This is a genomic window from Kitasatospora sp. NPDC086009 (assembly GCF_044540385.1).
Lineage (GTDB): Bacteria > Actinomycetota > Actinomycetes > Streptomycetales > Streptomycetaceae > Kitasatospora.
On the sequence record NZ_JBITSA010000002.1, the window covers coordinates 358208 to 379484 of the forward strand.

The window sequence follows — 21277 nt, forward strand, 5'->3', positions numbered from 1 at the left end:
GCGGCGCTCCCGGTGCGGCGTCCCGGGCACGGGTGGGGCCCCGCTCCGAGCGGAGCGGGGCCCGTACCGGCCGGTCAGTGGAAGGTGTGCTCCGGGGCCGGGAAGGCGCCGGACTGCACGTCGGCGGCGAACTCGCGGGCGGCCTCGCCGAGGACGGCCCGCAGGTCGGCGTACTGCTTGACGAACTTCGGGACCCGGCCCGCCGTCATGCCGGCCATGTCCGTCCAGACCAGCACCTGCGCGTCGGTGTCCACCCCGGCGCCGATGCCGACGGTCGGGATCGCCAGCTGCTCGGTGACCTGGGCGGCCAGCTCGGCGGGGACGGCCTCCAGGACGACGGCGAAGGCGCCGGCCTGCTGGACGGCCTTGGCGTCGCGCAGCATCCGGTGCGCCGCCTCGTCGCCGCGGCCCTGGACGGGGTAGCCGCCGAAGGCGTGCACGGACTGCGGGGTGAGGCCGATGTGGGCCATCACCGGGATGCCGGCCTCGACCAGCAGCTCGATCGACCGGGCGCTGCGCTCGCCGCCCTCCAGCTTGACCGCGCCGACCCCGGCGTCCTTCATCAGCCGGACGGCGTTGTGCATGGCCTGCGCGGGGGACTCCTGGTAGGAGCCGAAGGGCAGGTCGGCGACGATCATGGCGCGCTTGGTGCCGCGGACGACGGCGGCGGAGAGCATCACCATCTGATCCATGGTCACCGGCACGGTGGTCTCGTAGCCGAGGTGGCAGTTGGCCGCCGAGTCGCCGACCAGCAGGACGGGGGTGCCGGCCTCGTCGAAGACGCCCGCGGTGAGCGCGTCGTAGGCGGTGAGCATCGACCACTTCTCGCCGCGCTGCTTGGCGGCGGCGAGGTCGCGGACGGTGACGCGGCGGTTGGTGACCCCGCCGTAGAGGGTCGCGGTCGACGCCTGGTTCTGGGCAGGCGAAGGCGAAGAAGCGTTCATCGAACAGGCTCCTGAAGGGTTGTCGTCTCGTGGCGCCGTGTGGCGTCCCCGGATCCCCTCCATGCTTGCACGCCCCGGCGCGGGCGCAAAGAGGCGTGCCCGGACCGCGCTGCGATCTAGGGCACACCGGCCGGCCCGGTGCGGCACCCGGCCCGGCCGACCGACGCGGCCCAGCTCGGTGCGGCTCGCCGCGCCGGCCCGGCGCCGAGCCTTTGCCCGAGCTTTACGAAACGGATTCGTCTCGTATCGAAAGTCGCGCTAGGGTGATCGCGGGGGTTACGAGACGCACACGACTCGCAAATGCCCGCCAGTGACACGCCACCACGGACGGGAAGACCGCAATGACCACCGCAGCCGCGCCACCTCGGGTGCCGGAAGCCATCCACCGCCGACGCTGGGCGATCCTGTGCACCCTGGTGCTCGCCCTCCTCGTCGTCGTCCTCGACAACTCGATCCTGAACGTCGCGATGAAGACCATCGCGTCACCCGCGCCCACCGGGCTCGGCGCCAGCCAGAGCGACCTGGAATGGTCGATCAACTCGTACACCCTGGTCTTCGCCGGGCTGCTGTTCACGGCGGGCCTGCTCGGTGACCGGTTCGGCCGCAAGCGCGCCCTGCTGGCCGGCATGGTGGTCTTCGGGATCGCCTCGCTGCTCTCCGCGATGGCCGCCTCGCCGGGTGAACTCATCGGCTACCGCGCGCTGATGGGGGTCGGCGGCGCGCTGGCGATGCCCGCCACGCTCGCCATCATCATGAACGTCTTCGAGCGCGCCGAGCAGCCCAAGGCGATCGGCATCTGGGCGGGCGCGGTCGGCCTGGCCATCGCGATCGGCCCGATCACCGGCGGCCTGCTGATCGAGCACTTCTGGTGGGGCTCGGTCTTCCTGATCAACGTCCCGATCGTGGTGGTCGCCGTGATCGCGATGGTGCTGCTGGTGCCCGAGTCCAAGGACCCGAACCCGGGCCGGCTCGACCCGATCGGCGTGCTGCTCTCGATCATCGGCCTGGTCGCGCTGATCTTCGGCATCATCAAGGGCGGCGAACTGGCCGACTTCACCTCCCCGGAGGCCTGGGGGCCGGTGCTGGTCGGCGTGGTCGCGCTGGTCGCCTTCGTCTGGTTCGAGCGCCGCACCGCGTACCCGGCGCTGGACATCAGCTGGTTCCGCAACAAGGTGTTCAGCGCCTCCGTGGTCGTCGTCGGCGTGGTCTTCTTCGCGCTGATGGGCGTCTCCTTCTTCGGCGTCTTCTACACCCAGAGCGTGCGCGGCTACAGCGCCCTGCAGGCCGGCATGCTGATGCTGCCGCTGGCCGCCGCCCAGCTGCTGTTCGCCCCGCGGGCCCGGCTGGTGGTGGACCGCTTCGGCGTCCGCGCCACCTGCGCCGGCGGCATGGCCCTGATCGCGATCGGCTTCCTCGGCTACCTGCTGCTCGACGTCGACACGCCGATCTGGGTGCTGGTGGTCCTCGGCCTGCTGATGGGCAGCGGCATGGCGCACGTGATGCCGCCGGTCACCGTCGCGATCATGGGCTCGCTGCCGCGCGAGAAGGCCGGTGCCGGTTCGGCGATCAACAACACCTTCCGCCAGGTCGGCGGCTCGCTCGGGGTGGCCGTGCTCGGCGCGGTGCTCTCCACCGTCTACCGCAACGGGATGTCCGACCAGCTGGACAAGCTGCCGGCCGGCGCGCTGCGGGAGAAGGCCGGTGAGTCCCTGGAGGCCACCATGGCCGTGGCCGGCCGGCTCGGGCCGCAGGGCGCCGAGCTGATCGGCCCGGCGAACGCCTCCTTCATCGACGCCATGCACGTGGTGGCCGGCCTCTCGGCCGGAGTCACCGCGGTCGGCGCACTGCTCGCCTGGTTCCTGCTCCCCGGCCGGATCACGGCGGGCGGCCCCGGCGGCGCGCCGGGGGACGCACCCGCCCCGGCGAAGGCGGCCGGCCCCGTGCGGGAGACCGAAGCGGCCGACGCCTGACCGGTCGCGGCCGGCCGGACCCCGGCTGAGCTGCGGCCGAGCTGAGCGCCTGACCGGTCGCGGCCGGCCGGACCCCGGCTGAGCTGCGGCCGACTGAGCGAGAATGGGCCCCTGGCCGCCCGGACCCGTCCGGGCGGCCGGGGCCATGTGCGTACGGCGGCTTCCACCGGGCCGGAGTGCGGACGACAATCGGTACTGGAACGGCGCCGCGCGCCCGCGACCATCGAGGGAGACCAGCGGGGATGAAGACGGACACCACGGTCGCGCCGGACTGCACGAGCCCGCGGCGGGGCCGCCCGCGCAGCGAGGCGGCCGAGCAGGCCATTTTCACCGCCGTCGAGGAGCTCATGGCGGCCGGCAGCAGTCTGGCCGAGCTGACCATCGAGGGCATCGCCACCGCCGCCGGCGTCGGCAAGGCCACCATCTACCGGCGCTGGCCCAACAAGGAGGCCCTACTGGTCGACATGGTCAGCCGGCTGGAGGCGCCCGTCCCGGAGAGCACCGGCGGCGCCGTCCGGGACGACCTGATCGCGATGGTCGAGTACATGCGCATCCGCGGCCTCGCCAAGCGCTCCCGCTGGGTGCTCAAGGCCGCGCTCAGCCAGATGCACAGCTGGCCCGAGCTGCACGCGGCCTACCGGGAACGGGTGATCGGGCCGCGCCGGGTGATGGCGCGCGACCTGATCCGCCGGGGCGTCGCCGAGGGCGTGCTCCGGGGCGACCTCGGCGAGGAACTCCTCGCCGACCTGCTGATCGGTCCGATCCTCACCCGCAGCATCCTGTGGGAGGAGTCCGACCTCGACGATCCCGAGCTCGCCACCACGATGATCGACGCGCTGCTCCAGGGCCTGGCCGGCCCGGCCGCCCGCGACTGACCCGTTCCGCCCCGCCGCGCTCCGTCGCGACCGGCCTGCCGCGACCGACCTGCCGCGGGGGCCTCCGTGCGGCTCCCCGGCGTGGCCTGGCTCACCAAACCGGGCCACGCCGGAACCCGCTCCCCGGAGCCCGCGTCTGTCCCGGCATAGGCTGAGCCGGGAATCCGATCAAACCGGCACCAGTCCGGCACCGTGCCCGCCCTCCGGCGGGGTCGCGCGTCGGACCGGCAGACGGCACGAACGAACGGGAGCCACGGGATGGCGCAGGCGGACTGGACGGACCGGACGGCACCGGCGGCGGGAGGCGGGGCCCCGGCGACCGTCGGGAGCACCGGCACCGGCACCGGCCCGGACGGCGCCGGTAGCCCCTGTAGCCCCGGTGGCGCCGGTGACCTCGGCGGACCCGGGCCCGGCCCCGGCCTCGGCGGTCCCGGTGGCCTCGGCGGTCCCGGGCCCGGTGGTCCGGGGGGTGCGGGCCGGTCCGGTTCCGGCGCCGGGTTCCTCGGCCTGCGCGGCTGGGGCCGGGACGCCCGGGGCAGCAACCCCTGGCGGCGCGGCCTGCTCCTCGCCGCCCTCGCCCTGCTCGCCGCCGCCCTGCTGGCCTTCCACGCCGAGGTGCCCAACACCGTCGGCAATCTCGGCAGCCTGCTGGAGACCTTCCTGCCCTGGGTCGGCCTGGCCGTACCCGTCCTGCTGGTGCCGGCCCTGCTGCGCCGCTCCGCCACCGCGCTGATCGCGCTGCTGCTGCCGGTGGTGATCTGGTTCAACATGTTCGGCGGGCTACTCAGCGACAAGAGCGGCGGCGCCGGGGACTGGACGGTGGTCAGCCACAACGTGGCCGCCGCCAACACCGATCCGCAGCGCACGGTGCAGCTGCTCAAGGACTCGGGCGCCCAGATCGTCGCGCTCCAGGAGCTGGCCGGCCGGCCGCTGCGCGCCTACGAGACCGGGCTGGCCGACAGCTACCCGTACCACGCGGTGGAGGGCACGGTCGGGCTCTGGTCGAAGTACCCGATCAGCGGCGTCTCGGTGGTGGACATCAAGATGGGCTGGACCAGGGCCTTCCGCGCCCAGGTCGGCACCCCGCAGGGCCCGGTCGCGGTGTACGTCGCGCACCTGCCGTCCGTCCGGCTGAAGGCCGAGGGCGGCTTCACCGTCAACCAGCGGGACGCCAGTGCCCAGGCCCTGGGTGACGCGATCGAGGCCGAGTCGCTGAAGAAGGTGCTGCTGCTCGGTGACCTCAACGGCACCATGAACGACCGCAGCCTGGCGCCGGTCACCTCGCAGATGCGCTCGGCCCAGGGCGCGGCCGGTGACGGCTTCGGCTTCAGCTGGCCGGCGTCCTTCCCGATGGCCCGGATCGACCAGATCATGAGCAAGGGCGGTCTGAAGCCCACCGACTCCCGCACCCTGGGCCACGACGGCAGCGACCACCTCGCGATCGCGGCCACCTACCGCTACCAGGGGTGACCACCGGCGGCCGGGACCGGGGCTGATCGCCGGCGGTTGGTGATCAGCCCCGGCGCCAGCGGTTGGTGATCGGCAGCCGGCGGTCCCGGCCGAAGCCCTTGGCGGAGATCTTCGGGCCCGGCGGGTACTGCCGGCGCTTGTACTCGGCGGTGTCGACCAGCCGCACCACCCGGTCGACCACCGCCGGGTCGAAGCCCGCCGCCACGATCGAGTCCCGGCCCTCGTCGCCCTCGATGTAGCGGCTGAGCACGGTGTCCAGCAGGTCGTAGTCGGGCAGCGAGTCGGTGTCCACCTGGTCCGGCCGCAGCTCGGCGGACGGCGGCTTGTCGATGGTGTGCTCCGGGATCGGCGCCGGTTCGCCGCGCCGCGCGGCCTCCTCGTTGCGCCAGCGGGCGAGCCGGAAGACCAGCGACTTGTAGACGTCCTTGATCGGACCGAACGCGCCGACCGAGTCGCCGTACAGCGTGGAGTAGCCGACCGCCAGCTCGCTCTTGTTGCCCGGCGCGAGCACCAGGTGGCCCTCCTGGTTGGAGATCGCCATCAGCAGCGTGCCGCGCAGTCGGGACTGCAGGTTCTCCTCGGCCAGGCCGGTCAGCTCGGTGGCCGCCAGGTAGGCGTCGACCATCGGGGCGATCGACACCGTCCGCAAGTGCAGCCCGGTCCGGCGGGCCAGCTCGGCGGCGTCGTCCCGGGAGTGCTGGGAGGAGTACCGGCTCGGCATCGAGACGCAGTGCACGTTCCCGGCCCCCAGCGCGTCCACCGCGATGGCCGCCACCAGCGCGGAGTCGATGCCACCGGAGAGGCCGAGCAGCACCGAGCGGAAGCCGTTCTTGCGCACGTACGCCTCGGTGCCGGAGACCAGCGCGGCCCAGATCTCGGCCTCGTCCGAGATCCTGGGCGCCACCTCGGCCCGGAGCGGCGCGGCGGGCGCGGGCAGCGGCTCGCCGCCCAGTTCGCGGCGGACCAGGTGCAGGCCGTCGGTGAGCAGCAGCCCGTCGGTGTGGTCGCTGCTCGCGGCCGGCAGGTCGAGGTCGAGGACGAGCAGGTGCTCCGCGAACTGCGGCGAGCGGCCCAGCACCCCGCCATCCGCGCCGACCACGATCGAGTCGCCGTCGAAGACCAGCTCGTCCTGGCCGCCGACCATGTTGACGTAGGCCAGCGCGCAGCCCGCCTCGGCGGCGCGCCGCCGGACCAGTTCCAGCCGGGCGTCGTCCTTGTTCCGCTCGTAGGGCGAGCCGTTGAGCACCAGCAGCAGGCCGGCCCCGGCCTCGCGGGCGGCGCTCACCCGGCCGCCGTCCTGCCAGATGTCCTCGCAGATCGCGAGCGCCACGTCCACCCCGTGCAGCCGCAGCACCGGCAGCTGGTCGCCGGGGACGAACCAGCGGTACTCGTCGAACACCCCGTAGTTGGGCAGGTGGTGCTTGGCGAACCGGGTGACCACCCCGCCGCGGTGCAGCACCGCGGCGCAGTTCTGTGGCGACCCGGCCGGGCGGCCGAACCGCGGCGAGGCCTGGTCGGACCGGCCCAGGTAGCCGACCACGACCGGCACCTCGCCAAGCCCCTCGCCGGCCAGCCGCGCGGCCAGGGCGACCAGCGCGGACCGGGAGGCCTCGACGAAGGAGCGGCGCAGGGCGAGGTCCTCCACCGGGTACCCGGTCAGGGCCATCTCGGGGAAGGCGATCAGCCGGGCACCGGCCTCGACGGCCTGGGCCGTCCGGCGTACCACCTCGTCCGCGTTGCGGTCGAGATCACCGACCCAGGGGTCGGTCTGGCACAGGGCGAGACGGAGATTGGGCATGCCGCGAGTCTAATCGTCGATCTGACGCGATGTCGCGTCCGAGGGTTGCCACTGCCCTCGGCGGCCGCGATCCGCCATGATGGGGACAGTCGCTTTCGGGTGGTTTCCGGGCGTAACACGAACGTAAAGAGCAGAGGTGAGACTGTCCCCATGGGCAAGCAGCAGGAGTTCGTGCTCCGGACGCTCGAAGAGCGTGACATCCGTTTCGTCCGACTGTGGTTCACCGACGTGCTCGGGTTCCTGAAGTCGGTCGCGGTGGCGCCGGCGGAGTTGGAGCAGGCCTTCGAGGAGGGCATCGGCTTCGACGGGTCGGCGATCGAGGGCTTCGCCCGCGTCTACGAGTCCGACATGATCGCCAAGCCGGACCCGACCACTTTCCAGATCCTGCCCTGGCGCTCGGAGACGCCCGGGACGGCCCGGATGTTCTGCGACATCCTGATGCCGGACGGCTCCCCGTCCTTCGCCGACCCGCGGTTCGTGCTCAAGCGCACCCTGGAGAAGGCCTCCGAGCTCGGGTTCACCTTCTACACCCACCCCGAGATCGAGTTCTTCCTGCTGAAGAACCTGCCCGGCGACGGCACCGCGCCGATCCCCGCCGACCAGTCCGGCTACTTCGACCACACCCCGCGCGGGGTGGGGCACGACTTCCGCCGCCAGGCGATCACGATGCTGGAGTCGATGGGCATCTCGGTGGAGTTCTCCCACCACGAGGGCGCGCCCGGGCAGCAGGAGATCGACCTGCGCTACGCCGACGCGCTCTCCACCGCCGACAACATCATGACCTTCCGTCTGGTCATGAAGGAGGTCGCGCTGGAGCAGGGCGTGCACGCCAGCTTCATGCCGAAGCCGTTCTCCGACCACCCCGGCTCGGGGATGCACACCCACCTCTCGCTCTTCGAGGGGGACCGCAACGCGTTCCACGAGTCCGGCGCGGAGTACCAGCTCTCCAAGGTCGGCCGCTCCTTCATCGCCGGACTGCTCAAGTACGCCGCCGAGACGGCCGCCGTCACCAACCAGTGGGTCAACTCCTACAAGCGGATCTGGGGCGGCTCGCAGCGCACCGCGGGCGCCGGCGGCGAGGCGCCGTCGTACATCTGCTGGGGCCACAACAACCGCTCGGCCCTGATCCGTGTCCCGATGTACAAGCCCGGCAAGCAGGGTTCCACCCGGATCGAGGTCCGCTCGCTGGACACCGGCTGCAACCCCTACCTCGCCTACGCCGTCACTCTCGCGGCCGGCCTCAAGGGCATCGAGGAGGGCCTCGAACTCCCGCCCGGCGCGGACGACGACGTCTGGGCGCTCACCGACGCGGAGCGCCGCGCCCTCGGCATCCAGCCGATGCCGCAGAACCTCGGCGAGGCCATCGACCTGATGCAGCGCAGCGAGCTGGTCGCCGAGACCCTCGGCGAGCACGTGTTCGACTTCTTCCTCCGCAACAAGCGCCAGGAGTGGGAGGAGTACCGCTCCGAGGTCACCCCCTTCGAGCTGCGGAAGAACCTCCAGGTTCTGTAAGCCCAGGTCAGCGACTTATCGCGGACATGCGAAGGCCCCGATTCGGCGGATCATCTCCGCTGGCTCGGGGCCTTTGTGATCTCTCTGGGCCGTCTATGGGCCGTCAGGTGTGGGACCGGCGGCCCAGCCGAGCGACTCGTACAGCTTGTCCACGGCCCGGCGGGTGCGGCCGTCGCTGCTCGGCATCAGGTGTGTGTAGACCCGGAGCGTGAAACCGGGGTCGCTGTGCCCGAGGTAGCCACTCAGAGCCTTGATGCTCTCGCCGGCGTCCAGGAGCACAGAGGCGTAGAAGTGCCGAAGGGCGTGCATGCCATCCTCGCGGGACGCCTGGTGTCGCTTGCCCTTCTCGGGCACGGGGATGACTCCGGCGGCGACGAGAGCAGGCTTCCATGCGTAGGTGTTGAAGTCGCTGCGACGGACCGGCCCGCCTTCCTCGCGGGAGAACAGCAGCAGCTTGGTCACCGGCGGCCCGTCGGGCGTCAGCCAGGGCAAGGTGACCTCGGCGGGCGGGAACTCCTCCATGTGGACCTTGAAGATGTGGCCGACCTGTTCGGGGAGCGGCACGTCCCGGACCTTGCCGCGCTTCGGTGGGGCGAAGACGAGGTGGCCGCCGATGTCCTTCACCTGGTAGCCGATGTGGAGCCACCCCGTGTCGAAGCCGATCTCATCCACGGGCAGGCCGAAGACCTCACCTTGGCGGAGACCACAGCCGCCGGCGGCGTCGGTCATGGCTTGGTAGCGCTCGGGAAGACCGGCCCGCACGCCGGATACCCGCTCGGGAGTCCACGGCCGTACGCGGCCCGGAGCACGGCCAGGTGCTGTGACCGTGCGCGAGCGGCACGGGTTGTCGGTTCGCAGCTTGTCGTCCATAGCGGCTGCGAAGATGCCGGAGACGTTGCCGAAGATGACACGGCGGTACGACGACGCGGGCACGGCCTTCTCCAGCTCCGCCAGCCATTCCCGGATGTGCGACGGCAGGAAGGAGTCCATCGGGCGCGGCCCGAGGTACGGGATCGCGTGCCGTCGGATCTGGGCATCGACGGATGCGCGTGTGTTGGGGTCGGTCGTCTGGGAGCTGAGCCACCTCTCGGCGTACTGCTTGAAGGTCGCCCGAGCGGCCTTCGGGTCGATGTACTGGCCGCGCGACATGTCGGCTTCGATGTCGGTCAGCCACTGGTCGGCCTTGCGCTTCTGGCGGTCGGGGAAGGACTTGGACTTCTCGGTGCCGTCGGGGCCGACGTAGCGGGCGCGGTAGCGCATGCCGGTGCCGTGCCGGTCGGTCTTCACCTTGCGGGGCTTGCCGTCGGGGCCGGGTTCGGTTTTGTACCAGCGGTCTTGGATGTGTCCGGCCATCAGGCGGCCTCCCCGCTCAGGGTCTCGATCCAGGCGTGGACCTTGGCGGGGTCGAAGCGCAGGTGTCGGCCGATGCGGAAGCCGGGCGGGCCGGTGCGCTTGCGACGCCACTGGTAGACGGTCTCGACCGGGATGCCGAGCAGCGCAGCCAGGTCGATCGGGGTCAGGTAGCGATCGGGCAGTGCCCCCCTCACAGCCATACGAAGTCCCTTTCCTCTGAGGCGAGTTGTGCTTTGAGTTCCTGTCGGTCGGTGGTGTGTCGTGCGTGCAGGTCCCGGGCGATGGTGGCGGCGAGCATGGATTCGCCCGGGGAGTTCCCGGCGCCGGCGAAGGCCCAGTGGGCGAGGACCAGGGTTTCGGCGTCGGGCAGGTCGTCCAGGTCCGGGAGGCCGGCGGCGAGGAGCCGGTCCCGCAGGTCGGTGTGGGCTTGTTCGGCGCGGTAGTCGGCGCGGACCTGGCGCAGGGCGCCGAGGGTGGTCGAGTACGTGGGGGACTTGGAGGAGAAGTGGCCCCGGAAGCCGAGCATGTGGGACCAGTGCGCGAGGAGGCGGCCGGGGTAGTCCTTGTCGAGGTCCCAGCAGGCTTCGATCAGGCGCCGGGTGTGGGCGGGCAGGTCGTGGCGGTCGAGTTCGTGGCGCTCCAGGATGCGGCGGTCCACGGTCTCGGTGGTCTCCGCGCTCTTGGTGGCGTACTTGGCGACGTAGGAGGCCACCGCCTGTTCCGTGATCTCGCCGGAGCCGAAGGCGCCGATCGGGCGGACGTCGACCTGGGTGCCCCACTGGAGGATGCGGGCCGGGTGCTGGCCGGCGGCGGCGACCGGGACGCCGGCACGGCGGGCGGCCTCCCGGATCGCGGCGTCCAGGAGAGCGACGGTGGCCCAGTCGGGTGGGGGTGTGTCGGGTCCTTTGGGGCCGTCGATGCGGATGACGGCGTGGAAGTGGACGGCGCCGCGTCGCTGGTACTCGGCGACCTTGCCGAAGGAGATCTTCGCTTCCTCCTTGAACTCGTACTGGTAGAGCCCGGCCATCTTGGCCATGGTGCGGAACAGGTAGATGGTGAAGCGGCGCCACAGGTCGGGGGCGTGGTTGTTCCACAGCACGGCGTGCGCGTAGTCGTACCGGTCCGGGTCGAGTGGCGTGCCCAGGAGGGGTGAGTCCTTGGGGTGGGCGTGGCCGCAGCGGCAGGCGCCGGTGTCGGGTCGGTTGTGGACCGGCCCGAACGACGGCGCGGTGAGGGTGGCGAAGACGCGGGGGTGGGAACGGACCGTGTCCGGGACGCCCTTGGAGTCGTCGCCGGCGAGTCCGGCGCGGATCAGGTGGAAGGTGTCGGCGGAGTAGGTCCGGGCGCAGGACGGGCAGCGGGAGGCCCGCCGGTTCCCACACGCGACCTTGAGCCGCCCACCGGGTTCGTGGTCGGTGGAGTACCGGTTCCAGACGGCGCCGGTGGGGGCGTGGACCAGGGTGCGGAAGCCCTTGAGGTGGATCGGGTGGGCGCAGCCGCCGGTGCGGCGTAACTGGTCCTGGAGGCGGGGGAGGTCGCCCCGGGAGGCGAGCCGGGCCAGGTCCGCGACCGCGAGCCGGGACGCCTCACCGGGGAGAGCGGCAGCGTGGGTCACGCGGCCACCGCCAGGACGCGGGCCAGGTTGGGGGTGTGCTCGGGGCAGGGGCGGAAGAACGGGCCGTCGTCGGTGAACTCCTCCAGGGGGATGGGCTCCCAGCCGGTGTGGCCGTCGTTGTCGTCCCAGACGTCGACGTGGCACGGGCAGGCGCCGTACTGGCCATACAGGTGGCCTACGCAGTCGCACGGCACCAGGACACCGGCGACGCCGGACAGGGCGCCGTCCGAGTCCACGACCCGCAGCGTTCCCGAGCAGGCCGGGCACGCGTCGGCGGCCGGTGCGGGGATGGAGTGGAGCGAGCAGGACACGAAGTCGCCCAGCGCGGCCCGGTACTTCGCGGGGACCGGGATGCGACCGGTTCCGCCACACAGGCACTGAACGAGCGCGACGGCGAGACCGGCGAGGGTGGCAGCAGGCATGATGGAGGCTCCCTTGGAAGAGGGGCGAAGGGGACGGCGCGTCGGCTTGGCGGTTGAGCGTCGTCCCCGCTGCATGTGCTGGCGGCGTGTTCGGCAGCCCCAAGGAGACGGGGGCGACCGGGGATCGAGCAGGCGGCGTGTTCGGCGGTTCCTCCCCGTCAGGAGAAGGTGACCGCCGGGGGCGAGGCTGACCAGCTTGGCTAGCCTGGTTGGCCACATCTCGAAGGTAGGGGACATGGCTAGCCATGTCAACAGCCTGACTAGCCTGGCTGTCCCGATGTGGGAGTGGGGGCATATCGTTGCGATATGCCCTTCGCCCCGGAACCCCTTGACCCGGACGACAACCGACCGCCCTATGAGCAGGTGGCGAGCAGTCTCGGCGCGGCCATCCGTACGAGGAAGCTCGCTCCAGGCGAGAAGTTGCCGTCACACAAAGACCTGACCGAGATGTACGGGTTCGCCCGAGCGACGATCCAGCGCGCCTTGCGCGATCTCGAAGACGAAGGGCTCGTGGTGTCCCGTAAGGGCAGCGGAGTCTTCGTCCGGAATCGGACCGAGCGCCCCGCAGGCCTGCGCCCATACGTTGAGCAGGCGTTCGCCAGCCAGCACGTCACGATCGACTTCGCCGGATTCTCAAGCGAGACGCTTCATGGAGCGCTTCAGGAGCCGCTCGACAAAATCCGCGTCGGCCGGCTGACGCCCGCGAGCATCACGGTCCGGATACTCGTGCCGGACATGGCTGTACCGCAGGCCGCCCCAGTCAGGCGCGCGGACTGCGCCGACGACCCGCGACTGCGTGACCGGATGCACGGCATCATGGTCGGCTATGCGCGCAGCATCCGTGATTCCGTGGCGGAGCTAAGTCACCTTGGCTTGGTGCCGGAGGCGCGGGTTGATGTGAGGGTCCACAGCGGAACGCAGTTCTTCAAGCTGTACGTCGTCAACCAGACCGATGCCTTCTTCGGGTACTACCCGATCAAGCCCAACAAGGTAGTGGCCCAGGGCGAAGCCATCGAGATCTTTGACCTGGTTGGCAAGGACACCGTGCTGTTTCATCACTCGGTCAATGACAGCGAGTCGTCCAGCGGCTTGCAGCAGGTCGAGCAGGCGCGCATGTGGTTTGACAGCGTCTGGGAGACCATCGGAAGGGACTTCGACCTCGATGCCTAGTGACGAGCTGATCCGCACGCTGGCTGTGCCGGGCTTCCTCTTCGACTTCGATGGACCCTTGTGCAACGTCTTTGCTGGCCTGCCCGCTCCTCAGGTGGCACAGGATCTTGGACGCCTAGTCCTATCTCGCGAACCTTCGTTGAGGAGTCGGGTGCAGGCCACGAACGACCCGCTTGTGGTGATGAGCTTGGCCTATGAGGCCGATGGCCAGTTGGGCGAGGATGCCGAACGGGCTCTTACCGCAGCCGAAGTCGCCGCCGTTGCAGTGGCCGGAGACCCCACGAGGGGAGCCGTCGAAGCGCTCCACGAGGCTCGTGCAGCAGGCCGCCGCATCGCTGTCGTGAGCAATAACTCGGCGGACTGTGTTTGCGCATTCCTTGAGCGCCACGCACTTGCGCAGTACGTCGAAGACATTGTGGGTCGGCCAACTGGTCGGCCCGACCTCATGAAGCCCAGTCCGCACTCGCTGTTGAGGGCCGCCGAGAATCTTGGAGTCGAGATTGCCAAGTGCACTCTGATCGGTGACTCCCTGACCGATATCGAGGCAGCCCACGTGGCCGGAGCAACCGCCGTCGGCTATGCAAACAAGCCACACAAGCGTCTGGCGTTCGACAGAGCGGGTGCCGACTCGATCATCGACGGCATGGGAGAGATTGCCGGGGCACTGCGCCTGTAGCCGGTCGGCGGGTCGGAGTGGAGTGGGAAGAGAAGAAGAGAGAGGGGGTGGGGTGGGAGTGGGTGTTATGAGTTTCGCTACTGAGTCAAGGGCGCGCACGGCGCGCCAGCGCGCGGCCCTGGCCGCTCGCCTGCGCTCCTGTCTTCGCCCCACGCCGGCGGCGGCCCAGCCGCGCACGCGAGCATGCGGCCAGGGGTGCCGAGGTTAGAACCCGCCGGGGCTGGGGGCGGGCGGTTCCACGGTTTTACCCACCTGTCAGGACCGGGACCCGCACCGAGCAAGACCGGGGGGCCACTCGGCCAAATTGCGGTCAGGCCCAGAAGCCCTGACCGAGTCGCAGCAGCTTACGGCCCCCCGATCATGCTCGGACCCAGACCAGACAGGACACCGGCCAAAACCGCTCCACCGCCCGCTTGAGTGCTGATCCTCGCCGTGTCTACCCCCAGGCGTACAGGCGCGTAGCCTCTGCCCGGTGGGAACTGCAACCCCGAGATGGCTGGAGGCCAAGCGTGGACGTTCTGAGCTCTCGATTCTCGATCAGGCTGACGGATCAGCTTGCGTGTTACCCGCGCGAAGTCTGGACGCTGGAGTTTCCTGAGGTCGAGCTACCAGCGGAGCAGGCAGAGAGTGATCTATCGGAGATAGCGACTCTGAGCGGCCAGCTGCCCCACCCGGTGTCGCACCGCCTCCGTGTCACGCGGGTTCGTACGGCATGGGGGGCGGCAGGGTCGTACGGTGACTTCATCATCGAGGTGTCTGCCGGCATTCTCGGAGGTGCCGGTACAGCCGGGCTTACTGCTGGCGTCAGGACTGTCATAGACAAGATCAAGAGCCGGGCGCTAGATGGCTTGAACGCCGTCCCGTTGACACGCGACCAAGCAGCGGAGCTTGTTCGGACGCACATCGAGCTGCACTACTCGGAGCCCGCCGCGACCCTAGTTGAGGCTGAGTCGGTTCTCGCTATCGAAACCGGGGGCTTTGAGTTCTCGTTCAAGGCTTCGACTGGGCTTACGTACGGTGGAACGGTCGGTGAGATCGCTGGCACTCCGAGCTGTACGCGGGTCTGGTGCAAGGACGAGGGAGATCGGCCAAGGGGTCGGGCGTGACTTTGGGGAGCCGGGAGGCGTGGGCCGTCCAGGGGCCGTGCGAGGCGAGCCAAGGGTAGTCAAGGCTGACAGTCGTCGACGGCTCCGCAGCAGCTCAGAAGCGCTTGACGGGACTTTCCCGCAGGTGGGTCGAATGGGGCATCAGTTCCTCCGCAACAAGCGCCAGGAGTGGGAGGAGTACCGCTCCGAGGTCACGCCGTTCGAGCTGCGCAAGAACCTCCAGGTGCTCTGACAGGCCGTCAACCGCGCGAGTGGGCCTGCTCCGGTCGGAGCAGGCCCGTTCCGTTGTGCGGGTCCGCCCGCTCCCGTCGGTCTCCGGCGGGAGCGGGCGGAGCGGGCGTCCGGGCAGGGGTCCCCCGCGCACGCTAATTCGTTGGGCCAATGCGGTTACCCTGCAGCGGTGCGAGCCGTGACCAGGTGACGCGGGAGCGTATTCAGAAGATCCGTTTTGCGGATCATCCTGGAGTGTCATGCGTACTCGAATCACCACCCTGGTCCTGTCCGGACTGGCCTCGGCCGCCCTCGCCCTGGGCGCCGGCGGCACGGCCTACGCCTCGCCCCTCGTCGACCACACCGTTGCCTCCGAATCGCCGGAGGCCCAGGGCGAGTGGGTCGACAGCCTCCTGCGTCTGGCCGAGGAGGACACCGGCTCCGCCGCCCGCGCCTGGGCCTTCCCCGGTCGCAGCACCGTCTACTCCTCGCCGGTGGTCCGCCCGGCCCACCGGGCGGACGACGGCGACGGTGAGGACAGCGAGGCCGGCGAGGCCTCGGACGCCGACCTCTCGGAGGTGGCCGAGGGCGACGCCGTCGAGCAGGGCGACGCGGCTCGGCGGGCCGAGGGCGAACGAGCTCCGACGGCCCAGTCGTCGGAGCTCGTCCGCTCCGAGGGCTCGTCAGCCGGTGGCGGCGAGCACTGCGACGAGAACGCGCCGGGCCACCCCGGCGACCACGGGCCCGCCGGCTGCGACTGCGAGCACGGAGAGCACGGGGAGCACGGGGAGCATGGAGAGCACGGGGAGCACGAGGGTCATGGCGGCCACGAGGGCCATGAGGGTCACGGTGGCCACGAGGGCCACGGCAGCCAGGGCCAGGGCCAGGGGCAGGGGCAGGGCCAGAGCAACGAGCAGGGTCAGGGGCAGGGCCAGGCCCAGGGTCAGGACCAGGGGCAGAGCCAGAGCGGCTCGCAGAACCAGGGTCAGGACCAGCACGTCCAGGTGACCGTCAACGTGCAGAACGTCGTCACGAACAACCTCAACAACAGTGCGAACAACAGCGCCGCCAGCAACTCGAACAACTCCGCGCAGAACAGCGCGCAGAACAGCGCGCAGAACTCGGCGCAGAACAACCAGTCGGCCTCGCAGGCCAACAACCTCTCCAACCAGCAGAGCCAGTCCAACCACCAGGCCTCGCACAACCTGAACAAGGCGACCCTCGTCGCCAAGGGCCAGGCGCCGGGCAAGTCGGCTCACCACGGTGGCGGAGAGCACGGAGAGCACGGAGAGCACGGCGAGCACGGCGAGCAGACCGGGCACGGCGGGGGCGGGCACTACGGTTCGGGCGGGGGGTACGCGTCCGGCCAGCACGGTGCGGGCGAGCACCACTCGGCCGAACACCCCCACGGGGAGCTGGCCGAGACGGGCTCCCGGGGGACGCCGATCCTGATCGGCCTCTCGGCCGCATTCCTCGCGGCGGGTGTGGCGGCGATGCGGCTCGGCCGACGGCGCGCATGATCGGGTCCGTCCCCCCGGGCTGCCGGACAACGCGCCGGGGCCGGACAGCGTGACCGTCCGGCGGGGCACCCGGTCGGGCGTTGCGGGCGACAGGGCGGTGCGCCGTGAGCGGCCGCCCGGCGCTCTGCGTCCGGCCTTCACCCGTTCGACGTACAGGAAGCCGATGCCGCCGTCCGCCTCCAAGGAGGAGAGGACGGCGGTGTCCGTGCTGCCGGCCGGAGGGGCTGCCGGCGCCGGGGGCGACCGGCGCCGGTGAAGGTGCTCGGCGGCGGGGCCCGTCCGCCGGGCGACCGTGAGGCTCCCGGTCGTGGCCGGGCGGGACCGGTCCGCGGTCGCGCCCGGCGCGGCGCCGTGCGGGCGCGTAACCTGCTGAACGGGCGGATGGAGGGGTCATGGAGGAGCAGCGGGCCGGGAGCCGGGTGAGCCGGCCGGAGATCAGGCTGGTCCGGCGCGGGTTCACCGACCCGGCGCAGGCCGTCCGGCTGCTCGCCGGGCCCGGTCTGGAGGGACTGGCCGACGACCCGGTGCTGCTGGACGCGCTCGGCGCCACGGCCGATCCGGACCTCGCCCTGCTCGGCCTGGCCCGGCTGCTGGAGGGCGCCGACGAGACCGAGCGGCACACCCTGCGCGACACCCTCACCACCTCCAAGCCGCTGCGCGACCGGCTGCTCGGCGTGCTCGGCGCGTCCACCGCGCTCGCCGACCACCTGGCCCGGCACCCGCACGACTGGCACGTCCTGGTCACCTTCGAACTGCGCGACATGCACCCCGGCCCGGAGGACTTCCGGCGCGCGCTGCGCGAGGGCCTGCGGGCGGACGCCGCCGTCAGCCCGGCGGACGCGCTGCGGATCGCCTACCGCCGCTGCCTGCTGGCCATCGCCGCCCGCGACCTCACCGGCACCACCGACCTCGCGCAGACCGCCGCCGAACTGGCCGACCTGGCCGGCGCCACCCTGCAGACCGCCCTGGAGATCGCCGCCGAGGAGGACCCGGAGGCCGCCGGCGCCTGCCGCCTCGCCGTCATCGGCATGGGCAAGTGCGGCGGGCGCGAGCTCAACTACGTCTCCGACGTGGACGTCATCTTCGTCGCCGAACCGCGGGAGGGCGTCGAGGAGCAGGAGGCGATCAAGGCCGCCACCCGGCTGGCCGCCGCGCTCACCCGGCTCTGCGCGGACACCACCGGCGAGGGCACCATCTGGCCGGTGGACGCCAACCTGCGCCCCGAGGGCCGCAACGGCCCGCTGGTCCGCACCCTGGCCAGCCACCAGGCCTACTACCAGCGATGGGCCAAGACCTGGGAGTTCCAGGCGCTGCTCAAGGCCCGTCCGGTCGCCGGGGACGCCGAGCTCGGGGCCGCCTACCTGGCGGCGCTGGAACCGATGGTCTGGCAGGCCGCCGCCCGGGAGAACTTCGTCACCGACGTGCAGCAGATGCGCCGCCGGGTGATCGACTCGATCCCCGTCACCGAGCTCGACCGCCAGCTCAAGCTGGGCCCGGGCGGCCTGCGCGACGTCGAGTTCTCCGTCCAGCTGCTCCAGCTGGTGCACGGCCGCACCGACCCGGCGCTGCGCAGCGGCAACACCCTGGAGGCACTCGGCGCGCTCTCCCGGGGCGGGTACGTGGGCCGGGCCGACGCCGCCTCGCTGGACACCGCCTACCGCTTCCTGCGCTCGCTGGAGCACCGGATCCAGCTCCACCGGCTGCGCCGCACCCATCTGATGCCCACCGGCGAGGAGGACCAGCGCAGGCTGGCCCGCTCGCTCGCGCCGCTGATCAACGACGACACCCGGGCCGACCCGGTCGCCGCCCTCCAGCGGGAGTGGAAGCGGCACGCCGTCGAGGTCCGCCGGCTGCACGAGAAGCTGTTCTACCGGCCGCTGCTGGACGCCGTCGCCGAGCTGCCGACCGGTGCGACCGGGCTGAGCCCGGACGCCGCCCGGGCCCGGCTGGAGGCGCTCGGCTACGCCGACCCGGCCGCCGCGCTGCGCCACCTGACCGCGCTGGCCTCCGGCGTCAGCCGCAAGGCCGCCATCCAGCGGACCCTGCTGCCGGTGCTGCTGGGCTGGTTCGCCGACTCGGCCGACCCGGACGCCGGGCTGCTCAACTTCCGCCAGGTCTCCGACGCGCTCGGCCGCACCCCCTGGTACCTGCGGCTGCTGCGCGACGAGAGCGCCGCCGCCGAGCAGCTGGCCCGGGTCCTCTCGGCCGGCCGGCTCGCCCCCGACCTGCTGCTGCGGGCCCCCGAGGCGGTCGCCATGCTGGGCGACCCGCAGGGCCTGGCGCCGCGCGGCCGGCCCGCCCTGGAGCAGGAGATACTGGCCGCCGTCGGCCGCGCCGACTCCGCCCCCGCGGCCGTCGCCGCCGCCCGTTCGGTGCGGCGCCGGGAGCTGTTCCGGACCGCCGCCGCCGATGTCCTCGGGCGGCTCGGTGACGACCCGGCCGAGGCCCTGGACGTCGCGGGCGAGGCGCTCACCGCGCTCAACGCGGCCACCCTCCAGGGCGCGCTGCGCGCCTGCACGGCCGGCTGGGAGGCCCGGCACGGGGAGCTGCCGACCCGGATCGCGGTGATCGCGATGGGCCGGTTCGGCGGGCACGAACTCGGCTACGGCTCCGACGCGGACGTCCTCTTCGTCCACGAGCCGCTGCTCGGTTCGCTCGACCAGGACGCCGCCCGGGCCGCCCAGGCGGTCTGCCACGAGCTGCGCACGCTGCTCTCCGGGCCGTCCACCGAGCCGCCGCTGGTGGTCGACGCCGATCTGCGCCCGGAGGGCCGCAACGGCCCGCTGGTGCGCACCCTCGCCTCCTACGCGGCGTACTACCGGCGCTGGTCGCACGCCTGGGAGAGCCAGGCACTGCTGCGCGCCGACCCGGTGGCGGGGGACGCGGAGCTGGGGGAGCGGTTCCGGCAGCTGATCGACCCGCTGCGCTACCCGGGCTCCGGGGTGCCGGAGCGGGACGTGGTGGAGATCCGCCGGATCAAGGCCCGGATCGAGGCCGAGCGGCTGCCGCGCGGCGCCGACCCGACCACCCACACCAAGATCGGCCGGGGCGGACTGGCCGACGTGGAGTGGACCGTCCAGCTCCTCCAGCTCCAGCACGGGCACGAGCTGCCGGCGCTGCGGACCACCCGGACCAGGCCCGCGCTGGCCGCCGCCACCGAGGCCGGGCTGGTCGGGGCGGAGGACACGGCGGTGCTGGACGCCGCCTGGGTGCTGGCCTCCCGGGTGCGCTCCGCCGTGATGCTGGTCCGCGGCCGGCCCGGGGACAGCTTCCCCGGGGAGGCCCGGGAGCTGGCCGCGGTGGCCCGCTACCTCGGGTACGGCGCCGGGCACAGCGGCGAGCTGGTGGACGACTACCGGCGCACCACCCGGCGGGCCCGGGCGGTGGTGGAGCGGCTGTTCTACGGCTGATCCCCGACCGGCTGCGCCGCGGCCACCGGAGGATCGCTGCGCCCCGGCCCCCGGAGGTCCGGCGAAGGGGCCCTGGGCAAGGGCCCCGGGGTACGCCGAAGGGCCCGGCGGAAAGCTCCGCGGGCCCTTCGCCGTACCGGTCTCAGCGCCGTCCGGCGCTCACCGCGGGCTCGCTCCACTGCTCGGGCACCGTGATCGGCTCGTCCGCCGCCCCCCGGGCCGGGACCTTCGGCAGGCGGTAGACCCAGACGTGGTAGATCAGCCGGGCCACGACGAAGCCGACCGTGAGGCAGGCGACGCCGCCGACGGCGTCCATCCAGAAGTGGTTGGCGGTCGAGACGATCACCACCAGGGTGGCCACCGGGTAGAGCAGGCCGAGCGCGCGGACCCAGGCCGCGCGGGCCAGGAAGAAGATGGCCAGGCCGCACCAGAGCGACCAGCCGATGTGCATCGAGGGCATCGCCGCGTACTGGTTGGAGACGTGCGTGGCGGGCCCGGAGGCCATCGAACCCCAGGTGTTGTGGACCTTCAGGGTGTCGATGAAGCCGCCGTCCGTCATCAGCCGGGGCGGGGCGAGGGGGAAGAAGTAGAAGCCGACCAGGGCGATGCCGGTGGTGACGAACAGCACCGTGCGGGCCGCGGCGTAGCGGCCCGGGTGGCGCCGGTAGAGCCAGACCAGGACGCCGATGGTGATGATGAAGTGCAGCGTCGCGTAGTAGTAGTTCATCCCGACGATCAGCCACGAGAACTTGTCGACCGCGTGGTTGACCGAGCGCTCGACGGCCACGCCGAGGCTCTGCTCGAAGTCCCAGATCCAGCCCGCGTGCTTCTGGGCTATCGCTTCCTGTTCCGGGACGGCGTTGCGGACGAGGGAGTAGACCCAGTAGCTGATCCCGATCAGCGCCAGCTCGAACCAGATCCGCGGTCGCGCCGGTGAACGGCGCTGGTCACGGATGCGGCCGCGCAGCGCGGCCGCGCGGGACTGGGCGACGCGGGTGGCTCCGTCGGGCACCCGGCCGGAGCCGGCCGGGCCCGCTGCGGAACCGCCACCGTGCGCCGCCGCGGCGCGCTCGGCGCCGGTCTGCTGGATCTCGGTCGGTTCCCCCATGGACGAGAAGTCTGCCAGACGTCCCGTAGCCGTCTGCTCATCCTCTGGAAGTGGATTCTTCACCGACTGTCCCCCTTGAGGGCTAGGGGACTGCTCCCACCGGGGTAGGGGGTGCTGT

General features: G+C 71.8%; 16 protein-coding genes and 1 pseudogene. 10 read left to right on the top strand and 7 right to left on the bottom strand.

Annotated features, from left to right (window positions below; all coding sequences use genetic code 11):
- Positions 1-74: 74 nt before the first annotated feature.
- Positions 75-944 (bottom strand): 3-methyl-2-oxobutanoate hydroxymethyltransferase, encoded by an 870-nt coding sequence (gene panB / locus ACIF6L_RS07310; RefSeq protein ID WP_329487377.1) that lies wholly within the window; start codon positions 942-944, stop codon positions 75-77.
- A gap of 341 nt (positions 945-1285) precedes the next feature.
- Between panB and ACIF6L_RS07315 the strand changes: the two genes are divergently transcribed.
- The 3 genes from ACIF6L_RS07315 (at position 1286) to ACIF6L_RS07325 (ending at position 5259) form a co-directional block, all read left to right on the top strand.
- On the top strand, positions 1286-2914 hold the full coding sequence (locus ACIF6L_RS07315) for an MFS transporter (RefSeq protein ID WP_396486936.1): 1629 nt from the start codon (positions 1286-1288) through the stop codon (positions 2912-2914).
- Between the two features lie 242 nt (positions 2915-3156).
- Positions 3157-3789: a TetR/AcrR family transcriptional regulator gene (locus ACIF6L_RS07320; protein WP_396486935.1), complete on the top strand. Its 633-nt coding sequence runs from the start codon at positions 3157-3159 to the stop codon at positions 3787-3789.
- A 507-nt stretch (positions 3790-4296) separates the two neighbouring features.
- Positions 4297-5259: an endonuclease/exonuclease/phosphatase family protein gene (locus ACIF6L_RS07325; protein ID WP_396487118.1), complete on the top strand. Its 963-nt coding sequence runs from the start codon at positions 4297-4299 to the stop codon at positions 5257-5259.
- A gap of 43 nt (positions 5260-5302) precedes the next feature.
- Here the strand turns inward: ACIF6L_RS07325 and ACIF6L_RS07330 are convergent, their stop codons facing one another.
- A complete protein-coding gene (locus ACIF6L_RS07330) occupies positions 5303-7057 on the bottom strand; it encodes an NAD+ synthase (RefSeq protein ID WP_396486934.1) in 1755 nt (584 codons plus the stop codon).
- Positions 7058-7207: 150 nt separating this feature from the next.
- Between ACIF6L_RS07330 and glnA the strand changes: the two genes are divergently transcribed.
- On the top strand, positions 7208-8569 hold the full coding sequence (gene glnA, locus ACIF6L_RS07335) for a type I glutamate--ammonia ligase (RefSeq protein WP_329487371.1): 1362 nt from the start codon (positions 7208-7210) through the stop codon (positions 8567-8569).
- A 93-nt stretch (positions 8570-8662) separates the two neighbouring features.
- Here the strand turns inward: glnA and ACIF6L_RS07340 are convergent, their stop codons facing one another.
- The 4 genes from ACIF6L_RS07340 to ACIF6L_RS07355 are packed head-to-tail and all read right to left on the bottom strand — an operon-like array spanning position 8663 to position 11959.
- Positions 8663-9922 carry a tyrosine-type recombinase/integrase gene (locus ACIF6L_RS07340; protein WP_396486933.1) on the bottom strand — a complete coding sequence of 420 codons (1260 nt, stop codon included), beginning with the start codon at positions 9920-9922 and terminating at the stop codon, positions 8663-8665.
- Positions 9922-10122 (bottom strand): helix-turn-helix transcriptional regulator, encoded by a 201-nt coding sequence (locus ACIF6L_RS07345; protein WP_396486932.1) that lies wholly within the window; start codon positions 10120-10122, stop codon positions 9922-9924. The genes ACIF6L_RS07340 and ACIF6L_RS07345 overlap by 1 nt, the downstream gene beginning before the upstream one ends.
- Positions 10113-11537, bottom strand: coding sequence for a replication initiator protein RepSA (gene repSA / locus ACIF6L_RS07350; protein ID WP_396486931.1), 1425 nt, complete (start codon positions 11535-11537; stop codon positions 10113-10115). The genes ACIF6L_RS07345 and repSA overlap by 10 nt, the downstream gene beginning before the upstream one ends.
- Complete coding sequence (locus ACIF6L_RS07355; RefSeq protein WP_396486930.1) at positions 11534-11959, bottom strand: hypothetical protein; 426 nt, start codon at positions 11957-11959, stop codon at positions 11534-11536. Before ACIF6L_RS07355 ends, repSA begins: the two co-directional genes overlap by 4 nt.
- 306 nt (positions 11960-12265) lie before the next feature.
- Here ACIF6L_RS07355 and ACIF6L_RS07360 point away from each other — a divergent pair, with 306 nt between their 5' ends.
- The 6 genes and pseudogenes from ACIF6L_RS07360 to ACIF6L_RS07385 all read left to right on the top strand — a co-directional run bounded on the left by ACIF6L_RS07360 (position 12266) and on the right by ACIF6L_RS07385 (position 20051).
- Entirely contained in the window at positions 12266-13129 is an 864-nt protein-coding gene (locus tag ACIF6L_RS07360; RefSeq protein ID WP_396486929.1) for a GntR family transcriptional regulator, read from the top strand.
- On the top strand, positions 13122-13805 hold the full coding sequence (locus tag ACIF6L_RS07365) for an HAD family hydrolase (protein ID WP_396486928.1): 684 nt from the start codon (positions 13122-13124) through the stop codon (positions 13803-13805). The genes ACIF6L_RS07360 and ACIF6L_RS07365 overlap by 8 nt, the downstream gene beginning before the upstream one ends.
- A 509-nt stretch (positions 13806-14314) precedes the next feature.
- Positions 14315-14911, top strand: a complete 597-nt coding sequence (locus tag ACIF6L_RS07370; RefSeq protein ID WP_396486927.1) for a hypothetical protein — start codon at positions 14315-14317, stop codon at positions 14909-14911.
- Between the two features lie 145 nt (positions 14912-15056).
- A pseudogene (locus tag ACIF6L_RS07375) lies at positions 15057-15143 on the top strand (glutamine synthetase); the annotation flags it as partial.
- Positions 15144-15381: 238 nt separating this feature from the next.
- Entirely contained in the window at positions 15382-16641 is a 1260-nt protein-coding gene (locus tag ACIF6L_RS07380; protein ID WP_396486926.1) for a hypothetical protein, read from the top strand.
- Positions 16642-17033: 392 nt separating this feature from the next.
- Positions 17034-20051, top strand: a complete 3018-nt coding sequence (locus ACIF6L_RS07385) for a bifunctional [glutamine synthetase] adenylyltransferase/[glutamine synthetase]-adenylyl-L-tyrosine phosphorylase (RefSeq protein WP_396486925.1) — start codon at positions 17034-17036, stop codon at positions 20049-20051.
- A gap of 142 nt (positions 20052-20193) precedes the next feature.
- Here the strand turns inward: ACIF6L_RS07385 and ACIF6L_RS07390 are convergent, their stop codons facing one another.
- A complete protein-coding gene (locus ACIF6L_RS07390) occupies positions 20194-21159 on the bottom strand; it encodes a phosphatase PAP2 family protein (protein WP_396486924.1) in 966 nt (321 codons plus the stop codon).
- Between the last annotated feature and the right edge of the window lie 118 nt (positions 21160-21277).